The organism is Abyssibacter sp. (assembly GCF_964229365.1).
In the GTDB taxonomy this organism is placed as follows: Bacteria; Pseudomonadota; Gammaproteobacteria; order Nevskiales; family OUC007; genus Abyssibacter.
Map to the genome: position 1 here is coordinate 45,871 of NZ_CAXRDQ010000023.1, position 11,974 is coordinate 57,844.

14 protein-coding genes are annotated in these 11,974 nt (G+C 58.8%); 13 read left to right on the forward strand and 1 reads right to left on the reverse strand.

Annotation, left to right across the window (positions count from 1 at the left end):
- Positions 1-255: 255 nt before the first annotated feature.
- The 9 genes from dtd to tatC all read left to right on the forward strand — a co-directional run bounded on the left by dtd (position 256) and on the right by tatC (position 5,430).
- Positions 256-699: a D-aminoacyl-tRNA deacylase gene (gene dtd / locus ACE1EY_RS03410; RefSeq protein WP_291512848.1), complete on the forward strand. Its 444-nt coding sequence runs from the start codon at positions 256-258 to the stop codon at positions 697-699.
- Between the two features lie 122 nt (positions 700-821).
- Positions 822-1,415, forward strand: coding sequence for an imidazoleglycerol-phosphate dehydratase HisB (gene hisB / locus ACE1EY_RS03415; RefSeq protein WP_291512847.1), 594 nt, complete (start codon positions 822-824; stop codon positions 1,413-1,415).
- 102 nt (positions 1,416-1,517) lie between these two features.
- Positions 1,518-2,165 carry an imidazole glycerol phosphate synthase subunit HisH gene (gene hisH, locus ACE1EY_RS03420; RefSeq protein ID WP_291512846.1) on the forward strand — a complete coding sequence of 216 codons (648 nt, stop codon included), beginning with the start codon at positions 1,518-1,520 and terminating at the stop codon, positions 2,163-2,165.
- A gap of 1 nt (position 2,166) precedes the next feature.
- Positions 2,167-2,910 (forward strand): 1-(5-phosphoribosyl)-5-[(5-phosphoribosylamino)methylideneamino]imidazole-4-carboxamide isomerase, encoded by a 744-nt coding sequence (hisA, locus tag ACE1EY_RS03425; RefSeq protein ID WP_291512845.1) that lies wholly within the window; start codon positions 2,167-2,169, stop codon positions 2,908-2,910.
- The gene (gene hisF, locus ACE1EY_RS03430) at positions 2,907-3,698 is read left to right on the forward strand and encodes an imidazole glycerol phosphate synthase subunit HisF (protein ID WP_291512844.1); all 792 of its coding nucleotides are present in this window, start codon (positions 2,907-2,909) and stop codon (positions 3,696-3,698) included. Before hisA ends, hisF begins: the two co-directional genes overlap by 4 nt.
- Positions 3,699-3,750: 52 nt before the next feature.
- Positions 3,751-4,083 carry a phosphoribosyl-ATP diphosphatase gene (locus ACE1EY_RS03435; protein WP_291512843.1) on the forward strand — a complete coding sequence of 111 codons (333 nt, stop codon included), beginning with the start codon at positions 3,751-3,753 and terminating at the stop codon, positions 4,081-4,083.
- A 2-nt stretch (positions 4,084-4,085) separates the two neighbouring features.
- Positions 4,086-4,340 (forward strand): Sec-independent protein translocase subunit TatA, encoded by a 255-nt coding sequence (gene tatA / locus ACE1EY_RS03440; RefSeq protein ID WP_291512842.1) that lies wholly within the window; start codon positions 4,086-4,088, stop codon positions 4,338-4,340.
- A gap of 21 nt (positions 4,341-4,361) precedes the next feature.
- Complete coding sequence (gene tatB, locus ACE1EY_RS03445; protein ID WP_291512841.1) at positions 4,362-4,670, forward strand: Sec-independent protein translocase protein TatB; 309 nt, start codon at positions 4,362-4,364, stop codon at positions 4,668-4,670.
- The gene (gene tatC, locus ACE1EY_RS03450) at positions 4,663-5,430 is read left to right on the forward strand and encodes a twin-arginine translocase subunit TatC (protein ID WP_291512840.1); all 768 of its coding nucleotides are present in this window, start codon (positions 4,663-4,665) and stop codon (positions 5,428-5,430) included. Before tatB ends, tatC begins: the two co-directional genes overlap by 8 nt.
- Positions 5,431-5,456: 26 nt before the next feature.
- Here tatC and ACE1EY_RS03455 read toward each other — a convergent pair whose 3' ends face one another.
- Positions 5,457-8,198 carry a winged helix-turn-helix domain-containing protein gene (locus tag ACE1EY_RS03455; protein WP_370299491.1) on the reverse strand — a complete coding sequence of 914 codons (2,742 nt, stop codon included), beginning with the start codon at positions 8,196-8,198 and terminating at the stop codon, positions 5,457-5,459.
- Positions 8,199-8,482: 284 nt separating this feature from the next.
- On the opposite strand from ACE1EY_RS03455, the gene bamE reads away from it, so the two are divergent.
- From bamE to ACE1EY_RS03475, 4 genes are all read left to right on the forward strand, one after another.
- A complete protein-coding gene (gene bamE / locus ACE1EY_RS03460) occupies positions 8,483-8,881 on the forward strand; it encodes an outer membrane protein assembly factor BamE (protein ID WP_291512838.1) in 399 nt (132 codons plus the stop codon).
- A gap of 53 nt (positions 8,882-8,934) precedes the next feature.
- A complete protein-coding gene (locus ACE1EY_RS03465) occupies positions 8,935-9,321 on the forward strand; it encodes a hypothetical protein (RefSeq protein ID WP_291512837.1) in 387 nt (128 codons plus the stop codon).
- A 166-nt stretch (positions 9,322-9,487) separates the two neighbouring features.
- Positions 9,488-9,757: a DUF4282 domain-containing protein gene (locus ACE1EY_RS03470; RefSeq protein ID WP_291512836.1), complete on the forward strand. Its 270-nt coding sequence runs from the start codon at positions 9,488-9,490 to the stop codon at positions 9,755-9,757.
- Between the two features lie 216 nt (positions 9,758-9,973).
- Entirely contained in the window at positions 9,974-11,965 is a 1,992-nt protein-coding gene (locus ACE1EY_RS03475; RefSeq protein WP_291512835.1) for a carboxypeptidase-like regulatory domain-containing protein, read from the forward strand.
- Positions 11,966-11,974: the final 9 nt, after the last annotated feature.

Genomic DNA, 11,974 nt, shown 5'->3' on the forward strand with positions numbered 1-11,974 from the left:
CGACTGGGGAACCATCACATCACGTCGGCATCCAGCCAGCGGCTCTTGGCCAACCGCTCAAACCAGGCGTTCCTTGCCCGGCGACCTCCGAAATCAGAACCTTGTTAGGTCTGTAAAATCACCATCCTTGCTCAAGCCCGTTCTAACCATCCCTGGACTCCGTGTCCCTGAACAGGCTGAGGCTATTATGCGCGCTCATCATGAGATTTCCATGTCAGTTCGTCGGATAGCGCGCGTGTCAGAAAATTCCTACGCATGAAGGCATTGTTGCAGCGCGTCACGCAGGCTTCGGTGTCGGTGGACAACGCCGAGATCGCAAGCATTTCCAAGGGGTGTCTGGCCCTGGTGGGCGTTGAGCCCCATGACGGTCCGGAGCATGCTTCCAGGTTGGCCGAGCGCATGGTCACGTACCGGATGTTCGCGGATGACAGCGGCCGGATGAATCGCTCGCTGGTCGATATCGGGGGCGGTTTATTGCTGGTGTCGCAGTTCACGCTGGTCGCCGACACACGCAAAGGCACTCGCCCCGGGTTTTCGACGGCCGCCACGCCGAATCTCGCAGAGCCTCTGTTCGAGGCGCTGGTGAAACAGGCGCAACACCGTCTGGGTAACGTGCAGGTGGGCCGGTTCGGCGCCGACATGCAGGTCTCGCTTGTCAATGACGGCCCGGTGACGTTCTGGCTGTCCGTTCCGGGTTGAGACTCAAACGAGGTGCCGGTAGTCCTGCCGAAAGACGACCGGACTGCCCGAATCGTGCCCGGCGCGTTTGCCAGCCGGTCGCATCGGAGTATCCTTCGCCCAACACCTGCCCTGATGCTTGCATGAACCCGCGGATTGCGGATGTCGCGCGCGATACGAACGAAACCCAGATCGCAGTGCGCATCAACCTAGATGGCTCCGGCCAGACCGACTTGTCGACCGGTATTCCGTTCTTTGATCACATGCTCGATCAGATTGGACGACACGGGCTGTTCGATCTGAAGATCCGTGCGTCGGGCGATCTCGAAGTGGACCAGCACCACACGGTCGAAGACACCGGCATCGTGCTGGGCCAGGCCGTGGCGAAAGCGGTGGGCGACAAGCGCGGTCTCGTGCGCTATGCCCATGCTTACGTGCCTTTAGATGAGGCGCTCTCGCGTGTCGTGATCGATTTCTCCGGCCGACCGGGCCTGCATTATTTTGTGGACTATCCGCGGGCCCGCATCGGGGATTTCGATGTCGATCTCATCTCGGAGTTCTTCCAGGGCTTTGTCAACCATGCCAACGTCACGTTGCATATCGACACGCTGCGTGGGGTTAACGCGCATCATGTGGCCGAGACCATCTTCAAGGCGTTTGGACGTGCATTACGCGCAGCCACAACACTGGACCCGCGGGCCGGCGACAGCATGCCCTCCACCAAGGGGACGCTCTAGCGAGCCGAACACGGACCCACGCCCGGATCTGATGAACGCCCTCCCACTCTTGTTTTCGCGCGCTTTGCCGGCCTCCGCTTCGGACGCCGGGAGGGCTGCGTAATGGCATCGATTGGTGTCATCGACTACGGCATGGGCAATCTGCATTCGCTGTCCAAGGCCATATCGCGGGTTTCAGCCGAGGACCGCGTCGAGGTCACCTACGATCCCGACAAGCTGGTGCGCGCAGAGCATCTAGTGCTGCCTGGTGTGGGTGGTGCCAAACATTGCATGCAGGAGCTCCAGCGCCTGGAACTCGATGCCTTTGTCCGCGAGGCCGCGGGGCGGGTGCCGATCCTCGGCGTTTGTCTGGGCATGCAGATCATGCTGGATCACTCCGATGAGAATGGCGGCGCCGACACCCTGGGATTGTTCCAGGGGACGGTCGAGGCCTTTCCAGAACCGGAAGCCGAAGGGAGTAGCTCGCAGCGCATCAAGGTTCCGCACATGGGCTGGAATCAGGTGCGGCATACACGGACACACCCCTTGCTCGACGGTGTGTCAGAGGATGCGTGGTTTTACTTCGTCCATAGCTACCGTGCTCGGCCGGTGCACGATGCGGACACGCTGGGCATGACCCGGCATGGCGTGGATTTCGCCTCCATGCTGATCAAACCGAATCTATTCGCTGTTCAATTTCATCCGGAAAAAAGCCAGGGAGCCGGAATGACGCTTCTCGCCAACTTCGTGCACTGGGACGGGCAGGCCTAACATGCTTTTAATACCCGCAATTGATTTGAAAGACGGTCAGTGTGTCCGCCTGCGCCAGGGGCGCATGGACGATGTCACGGTCTTTTCCGACGATCCCGTCGATGTGGCCAAGCAGTGGATCAAGGCTGGTGCCCGGCGCCTGCATCTGGTCGATCTGGACGGTGCCAAGGCCGGTGAGCCGAGAAACTTGGCGGCGATCCAGGCCATCACCGAGGCTGCGGGCGACATTCCGGTCCAGGTCGGTGGAGGCATTCGCGATGAAGACGCCGTGGTCGCCTGCCTCGAAGCCGGCGTGCAGTACGTGATTCTTGGCACCAAGGTCATTAACGAGCCGCATCTGCTCGCGGATCTGTGCATCGAGTTTCCGCGCCACATTCTGGTCGGTCTGGATGTGCGTGACGGCAAGGTCGCGGTCGACGGCTGGAGCAAGCTTTCCCAGCATGATCTGCTGGATCTGGCGCAGCATTTTGAACGAGACGGCGCCGAAGCTTTCATCTACACCGATATCGAGCGCGACGGCATGATGCAGGGCGTCAATGTGCCCGGCACCAAGGAGTTGGCCGAGGCCGTCGCCGTGCCCGTGTTCGCCTCAGGCGGCATTTCCAGCATCGAGGACATCCGCGCCTTGGCCGGGCTTGGCGAGTCCGGCGTCGCGGGCGCCGTCATCGGCCGGGCTCTTTATGAAGGCAAGCTCGATCTGGCTGAAGCCCAGGCCGTGGTTGACGAGGTCCAATCACAGTCATGACCAGCGGTCTGGCCAAGCGCATCGTGCCCTGTCTCGATGTGGACAAGGGCCGCGTGGTCAAGGGCGTCAAGTTCGTTGATATCAAGGATGCGGGTGACCCCGTCGAGGTTGCGCGCCGGTATGACCAGCAAGGGGCTGACGAACTGGTGATCCTCGACATCACCGCGAGTTCGGACAACCGGGAAACGCTGATTCACGTGGTTGAGGCCGCGGCCGCGCAGATCTACATCCCGCTGACGGTCGGCGGGGGCGTTCGAACCAACGCCGACGTGCGCGCGCTGCTCAACGCGGGCGCCGACAAGGTGTCGATCAACACCGCCGCGGTTGATCGTCCCGAGTTCGTCTCGGAAGCCGCGGAGCGTTATGGCTCGCAGTGCATTGTCGGCGCGATCGACGCTCGCCGACCGAAAAAGCGCCGCAAGCAGGACGACATGCCAGCCGGCTGGCATGTCTACACCCACGGCGGCCGCAAATCGACCGGTATGGATGCGGTGGAATGGGCGCAACGACTGGTCGAACTCGGCGCCGGTGAAATCCTGCTGACCAGCATGGATCGCGATGGCACCAAGGAAGGCTTTGATGTGGATCTGACGCGGGCCGTGGCCGATGCGGTCCCCGTTCCGGTGATCGCGTCAGGCGGTGTGGGGGCTCTGGAGGACCTGTATGATGGCCTCGTCGCCGGTCATGCCGACGCGGTGCTGGCCGCCAGCATCTTTCATTTCGGTCAGCACACCGTGGGCGAAGCCAAGGATTTTCTCGCCGAACGCGGCGTGCAAGTTCGGCGTTAGCCACGGCGATTACGCCGAACGTCACGATTCTGCAATCTGCAGACGGTGCAATATGTCTTCTTCCGACATCCTCGCCCAGCTCGACGCGATACTCGCAGAGCGGCGGCACGCCTCTCCTGACCAGTCCTATGTCGCACGTCTGCACGCAGGCGGGCCGGCAGCGGTGGGCAAAAAGGTTGGCGAGGAAGCGGCGGAAGTGATCATCGCGGGTCTGGATGATCAGCCTGAGGCTTTGGTGCACGAAGTGGCCGACCTCTGGTTTCACACGATGGTCTTGTTGAATCACCATGGGCTCGATGCGGCGGCGGTGCTGGCAGAATTGCAGCGTCGCTTCGGCGTGTCGGGTTTGGACGAGAAAGCGGCAAGAGCCGCGGAGGGCAAGTAGCAATGGGATTAGGCGGCATCAGCATGTGGCAGCTTCTGATCATTCTGGCGATCGTGCTGCTGGTGTTCGGCACCAAGCGGGTTCGCAATCTGGGCGGTGATCTGGGCGGCGCGATCAAGGGCTTCAAATCGGCGATGAAAGACGGCGAGGAGGAGCAGGCGAAATCCGAAGAGACCGACGACCCGGCATCCATCTCGGCCGAGAAGTCCGAAAGCACTGAAGCGACCAGCAAGACCGGCGAGCGTCAGTCTTCCTGATCGTACGGAGTCGGCTCTGCCATGTTCGACATCGGCTTCTGGGAGTTGCTGCTGATCTTCAGCATCGCACTCATCGTGCTCGGTCCCGAGCGACTGCCCCAGGCAGCGCGTACGGTCGGGCAGTGGACCGGCCGTGCACGCGCCTTTGTCCGTAATCTCACCACCGAACTGGAACGCGAGACGCGTAAGTCGGAAGCCGCCAAGTCCTTTGCTGAAGCGCAGCGGATGATGAAGGAATCCGTCGCGGATCTGGATACGAAATCTGACGATGGGACGACCTCGACATCTTCGCAGGAAAAGGCCACCAAGCAGGCTGCGCCAGGTGAGTGACACCTTGGGCGGCGATGCACCGCTACTGTCCCATCTGCTGGAACTGCGCACCCGGCTGATGAAGGCGATGGCCGGCGTGCTGGTGGTATTCCTGCCGCTCGCGTTTTTCGCTCAGCCGATCTTTTCGTTTATCGCCGTGCCGCTGCTGGCGCAGATGCCCGCCGGCACCAGCATGATCGCCACCGAGGTGGCGGCTCCGTTCCTGACGCCGTTCAAGCTGGCGATGCTGCTGGCCGTGGTCTTGTCCATGCCCTGGATTCTGTATCAGGTCTGGGCGTTCGTGGCGCCGGGCCTGTACAAGCGGGAACAGCGCCTGGCAGTGCCTCTGCTGCTCACCAGCACGCTGTTGTTCTACCTCGGTATGGCATTCGCCTACTTTGTCGTCTTTCCGTTGATCTTCGGCTTTCTGGTCTCGGTTGCGCCGGAAGGCGTCGCGGTCATGACCGACATCAGCCGCTATCTCGATTTCATCATCAAGCTGTTCCTGGCATTCGGAGCGGCGTTCGAGACACCGGTCGCCATCGTGCTGATGGTTTGGGCCGGGTTCACGACGCCCGGTCAGCTACGGGCGAAACGGCCCTACGTCCTGGTCGCTGTATTCACGCTGGGGATGCTGCTGACGCCGCCGGATATCGTGTCGCAAACCCTGCTCGCGCTGCCGGCCTACATCCTGTTCGAGATCGGAATCATCGCCGCTCGCGTGTTCGTGCCAGGGTCGAAGGAGGTCGACGAGCAGATCAAGGCGGGTGAGTGCGAGTAGCGCGGCACACACCCAACTTGGCAGGCCTATCTTTTCGATAGTGTCAGTTCGCCGCGTGCGGTCTCCAAGCATCTCTCATACTTTTCTATCGCCTCCGGATCGCCGTGTAGCTTCCTGAGTTGTGGGATTGCTGCTTTCAGCAGTGCAACTGCTTCGGCGTATTTCCCTTTCCCCAGCAGCGCCTGGCCACGAATCGCTTCGAGGCGCGCCGCCCATTCGGGTTCGCTTTGCGCCGCGGCCAACTTGGCGGGCTCCAGACCGTCCAGCAGCGCAAGGCTGCGATCATATTGTCCTTTGTCTGCATAGGCTTCCGCTGCGAACACCCGAAAGGCTTGCGAAGCAGTATCATCGTTCCCGTTGGCGACCCGAAGTGTCTCCCCAACCTCCTCAACGAGTGCCAGCCCCACCGCGGGATCGCCGCACTCATATTCCTTGAAGCCGAGATTCCCATTTTCGATCAATGTAAAACGATTGTTTAGTCCGACCAGCCGGGTTGCCTCAGCGCTAACTTCTCGCATCACTTCGAGAGATTGCTCACAGTCACCGGCCTCGTCGTATATTGCTGCCAGTTGAGAGCGGATTAGCAGGACGGTCCTCGAATCGGGGTTTACGGAAGCGGCGTTCTCAAGGGCCAACTCCGCCGCTCGGACGGCCTCATCGAATCGGTGTAAGGCTCTGAGGCTTCGCGCCAGCATCATTTGAACGTTTGCACGCAGCTCTTGACCGCCATCGGTTGGAGTCTGATCCATTTGCTGTATTAGCGATTGCGCGCGTTTCATCGCTGCTTCCGGCTTGCCTTGCCGAAGGAGTGCTTCGGTAATTTGCGACTGCACACTAAATCGTTCCAGTCGTGCCTCTGGCCGCAAACGCTGGAGCAGGCTGGCGGTTTTCTCGAGATATGGCAGTGCCAGCGCTGGTTCGAGTTTTGTTGCATGGTAGCCGGCGTGTGCACGTGCCGCGAGCAGTGCAAGTTCCGAAGTTTTATTGACTTGTTCCCCGGCTAATGTGTCCGCGCGCTCCAGAGTTATTTTTACTAAGTTTAACGATTTGGCGTCTTCAGCATATGACTGCGCCAGTGCCACGTTATACAAGGCGGCGGCGATTCGAGTATCGCTCTCGCCGAACGCTACTTCGCTGCTTTTCACCGCATTTTGGAAGTATTCTTTCGCGTCTCGGAACTGATGAATGGCAAATGCTGCATCTCCCATTGCTTGCCAGACGGCGGCCTCGGTGGCGGGTTCGTCGGCAAAGCGCTGCTCAATCTGATTGGAGGCGAGTTCTAGCAACTCTTGGACAGTTGGGTTTTTTTCGAAACCGGCGCGACCAGGGTTGGCTCCCCCAATTATATCGTCGGTCAAAAACGCCACCGTGGCCTCTGCGCGCCGGCGCTCCTGTTCTGCCTGGACACGGGCACGATCGCTTTGCTCGAATAGCCATAACGTAGTCGCTAATCCGACGACCAGCATGCCTATGGTCGCTGCGATCCAAGGCCGCCTGGCTTTCGCGCGTTCTAGAGTTTGTGCTGCAATCCGGTTCTGCAGTTCTGCGTCGGCAATGTGCTGGCGCTCACTATGACGTGATTCCAGTGTTCGCAGTCGTTTCGTCAGTTCCGATACGTTCGGTAACCGACGCGCAGGATGGCCGTCGGTCGCCCGAGCGACATCTTCTTGAAGTAACTCGTCGGCAATATCGCGCTCCCATCCCGGCGCCATGGGGCGAGACAGATCGCCGACGAGTATCTGGTAGAGCATGATGCCCAGCGCGTAGACGTCGCTTTGTACCGTGGGCGCGTGTCCCGCGACGAGTTCAGGTGCCAGATAGAGCGGCGTGCCGCTGCTGGAGTCTCCGCCGATGCCTTGAGTCAGTGTCAGGCCCAGATTGGTGATCCCGAGCTCGTCCAGCCGCCCGGGCTCCAGCAGACGGCTACTGCCGAAATCGGTCAAACGTGTGCGCCAGGCACCGTCTTCACCGGTTACCAGTACGTTGCCGGGTTTCAGGTCTTTGTGAAGGACCCCGACGCTATGTGCCGCGGAAACGGTGTCGCAAATCTGGATGAAGAACGCCAGGCGCTCATCCAGGGACATATCGTCTAGCGCGTCACCAGTTTGTGCCCAATCTGACAGGTTTTGTCCGCCGAATTCGCATTCGAGAAAGAACGGAGCGGTTTCGAAATTCCAGTCGATGATGCGGACGAAATCGTCACGCTCCCCCAGGCTTTCGCGCAGAACGCGGAACAGTGTCGCCTCGCGCTTGAGGGAGGACAGCCGGCTGCCGTCGGGACTAAACTTGTAGACGCGTTGCTCGCCCGTCTTACTGTGGCGTGCCAGCCAGACTTCACTGCTGCCGGAAGGGCTGAGCTGGCGTTCCAGCTGAAAGTGGTCGCGGCCGGGCACTTTCGCCCCCGGGGTCAGATCCATCTGACTGGTGTGGCGGCGGCCGACTGCCACGCGTTCGACCGGAATGGCCAGTCGGTATCCCACCCTGGGAACGGTGACAATGAGTTTCGTGCCATCGTCTCCGAAAACCTTGCGCAATTTGCCGATCGCGGTGGCCAGGACATGATCGACGGTCACCCGTCCCTGCCACACCGTCTCGAACAATTCTTCCTTGGTGACGACTTCGCCCGCGTGTCGTAGCAACTGGGCAAGGACTTGCAGCGGTTTTTGTTCGACGTCGACCGGCAGTCCCGACACACGCAGTTCCAGTCTCGCCTCATCGAACTGCATGTCGCCGAACCGCCAGCGATACAGGTGGCTGCCTTCGCTCATTTCACCATTCCCCAAGCGTCGTTTAAAAAAACGCCGAATCCAGCTGATTCCCCGACTCGGTATACCGAGTTTTTTTAACCATACCGCGTGTCAGCGGTGCTCGGAAAGAGCGGCTTGAAGGTTTCTTGAAACCGGCTTGAGGACTCGCGGGTGTCAATGCCGGCAGTCTTTTGGTCGGAACTCGAGGTTGGCCGGCATAGGTTCGCGTCAGGAGTTTGTTTCAACCGCACCAATGCCCGTCGTCTTCTCGTGCATCAGCGTTTCATAACCAAGAGGGAGTCACGATGAAATTGAAAACGGGAATAGCCTGGGCGCGGGTGATCACCATGCTGACGCTCGGTCTGGCACTGACGGGCTGCATTGCGGCCGGGGGATCCGCACAGATCAAACCCGACAATGTCGCCAAGCTTCAGGAAGGCGTCACCACCTTGGCAGAAGTGAGAGCCATGTTCGGTGACCCGATTCAGACCGGCCTGACGTCAGACGGCAATCGAGAGTTTTATTACCAGTACTCGAAGACGACGGTGAATCCGGCGACCTACATTCCTGTCGTAGGTTCGTTTCTGGGTGGTAGTGACACGGACTTTCAGAAGCTCACGATCATTTTCGATGAAGACGACGTCGTGGAGCATTTCCTTTACGACGAGACGAGTCAGGAAACGAAGACGCCGTTGGGTTTTTGAGCGGTTTTCATCCGGTCAGGGCTCGTCGAATTAACCGCCTGAAGGGGATAACGATGCCAATTCTGTTTGAAACGGAATGGTTTGTATGGAAAGTCGAAAATGACTGCGTATCCAAAAAAATCGAGAACAGGAGGTTTGACAAGGGAATCTGGGACCGCAGCGACTGGACGATCAATGAGCAGTCGATGGAGCGAGGCCTAGCGTTGCTTGCTCAGCGGTGCATGGAAGAAAACTTGGAGATCAAGTCAGTGCTTCCGCTCAATGGTGGCCGCTCATATGACTACTGTCGCTCAAGCACCAATTCCTGGTCGACAGGGGCAGGCGGTGGGGGTGGTTGGGGTTGGGGGCTCGGGTATGGGTGGGGGGTCGCCTTATGCAAGGGCTTTGTGGCCTTGCTGCAACGTCGGGTTGAGGTTCGCACTGAGGACTACGAAACCTGACTTCAGGCCAACCGACTGAAGGCACGCATCGCGGAGAAGTTGCGCTTGATTCAAGAGCTATCCACGCGTGCACGGGCCTCATCGGAAGTTCAGAAGAAGACAGAGAAGCGAGGCTTGATTGGCAAGAAGGAAACCTGGTTCGTCGTATTCAGTAGGAGAGACCACCATGAGACAAGTGTTGTTTTTCGATTCGATGATCACGCCGAGGATCATCACCTTCGTGTATTGGTTGCTGCTGCTCGTCGTCGCCTTCAGCGGCATTGGTTCCATGTTCTTTGGGTTCGGTGGATTTTCATTTGGCGGGTTTTTACGTGGCCTGTGCATTATCGGTGGTGGTGCGCTGGGAGTTCGTATCTGGTGTGAATTGCTGATCGTGCTGTTCAAAATGAACGAAGCGTTACAGGACATTCGTCAGCGTCCGTCGTCGATTGGGTAAAGAACAAATTGGCGACCATCGCAATCATGAAGAAATAAAACTCCCGCTTTTTCGCATGTCGCGCGTCAGTGACGCTTGGAAAGAGCGGCTTGAAGAGTTCTTGAAGCAGGCTTGAGGACGTGGCGGAGCAGCCGCGGCAGGCTATTGGTCGGTGTTAGGGATGCGATAGCGGATCGCGCCAAACATCAATTTCCAAGTGACTAGAAGAGGTGTTCAATGACTGGGAAAAAACTAATTGGAATGGGCGCGGCTTTTTGCGTTGCGATGTACCTGGCCGGATGCGGTGGGAGTGACGGTGGTGACAGCGGCGAGCCTGAGCCACCGATTCAGACCCTGTCGCTAACAATCGCCGGAAAGGTGACTGACGCTCCAATACCGAATGCGGTAGTTACCGCAACGGTCGGGGGCGTGGAGTTCAGTGCGGTTGCTGATGGCGAGGGTGCTTATTCGTTGGAACTCGTGGATGTGCCGCTCGAGAGCGGTACCCTGCCGGTGCTTATAGAAGCCCAGGGTTCAGAGGGTCAGGAATTTGTGGCCTTCCGCAGTCAACTTCATTCCCTCGACACATTGATTACACAGTCGAACGACGACGGTGTTCTGGATTCCGGTGAAAACATTCGAGTCAATGTCACTCATCTGAGCACATCCGAGTCGGTATTGATTGGCGATGATCTGAATTCAGATGCGGAATTGAACGATGCGATTTCCAACGTCGATCCCGAACCATTGCTCGACACGGCTGGCGTCATCAAGTTGATTGTGGATATGGGAGAAGAATACGCACTACCCGACGAATTCGACGACACCTTGTCATTTGCCTCGAGTGAGGAGGCCGTCGAGACCTTCGTTGAGGAGGTGATGAGTACCGAAGAGGGGGCGGAGGATTTGAGGAAGGCTCAGATGGAAACTGCGGACGATGCGGACGTGGTTGACCAAAGCGATGGAATTGTCGTTCCAGCGCGTGCACTGACGATATACCAGGTGCCAGAAGACGCCTTCAACTACTTCAACCTTGGCGAAGTATTCGAGTTCAAACCCGACGGAACCGGCTTGGCATACAACGCTGCCGAGACGTCTGAAACCACTTGGCAGCAGGATGGCAATGGCATCCAGGTGTCGACCGATTTCGCAACCGAAGTTGACGAATACAACGGATCCGGCGCCTATGACCGGGTTCTTTACGAGACGCGACTTATCGAGCTCGTGCCGTTGGGCAACGACCTTGCGCAGGTTCGACGCACTGTAGTCAAGAGCTACCCTGACTACCCGATGGTAGTGCCTACCGAGACGACATACGTGTTTGCAAAGCGGTATCTCGTCGACGAACGCGAAACCGAGGTCTTTCCTCCAGTCAATGGCGTGTCGGGTCGGTCGATTGGCGTGAATGTTTATAACACTGACGAAGCGGTTTCGCCGCCCGGCGGGTTGGCTGCGGACGTTCTCGGCTTTATTGCGGGGGGCATGGGGGAATCGACATTCTGGGCGGACGGCTTCACCTGGACGGAAGCCGAAAACGGTTTGTCCTTGTCCTTCACTGGTGGCACGGAGATGTCGTACCGCTTCGTCCGCGATATCGACGCCTGCGGTCAGATCTGGATTGCTGATGCGCTGGGCGCCGATGGACACCGCCGAATCGATACTGGGCTCGCGCTGTGCAACGAGCAAGCTGCATTCGTGGAATCGGATATTCCCGGTTACTACTATCAGTTCGGCGTGGGAGAGGAAGAGATGCCTGAAGCTGATGTCGTTGGCTTCGGCCTGAGATTCGACGCGGACGGTACGGGCTCTCAGTTCGACAACTACATCGAAACCGACGAGGACGGAAACGAGACTGAACGCTATGACGACGATCAAAACGATCCCTACTTGGCGTTTTTCTGGGAATTGACGGCTGACGGCTCGGTATTGGTGCGACGTACTTACGATGAGGAAACATACGTGCCGAGCTGCGATCCCGATTCGAGCGGATGTCTGGTCTGGGACCGGCGGGAACTGTTTCCGATGACGCTGTCCGACGGGCGCTTCTATTGGATGGAAGTGCGTTCGGATGGGACGGCCGAGAGTTCGGCGACCTACCTGCCACGTTTCTACGATTACTCCGAATCCGCGGTGCCCGTCGAAGGTGTGGCGCCGTCGCCGGGAAAACGTAAGGCGGTGTTGGTGAAGCCGTTAGACGCCCGGAGGATGTTGGAAGGTCAACCCAAATAAATCTTGAGG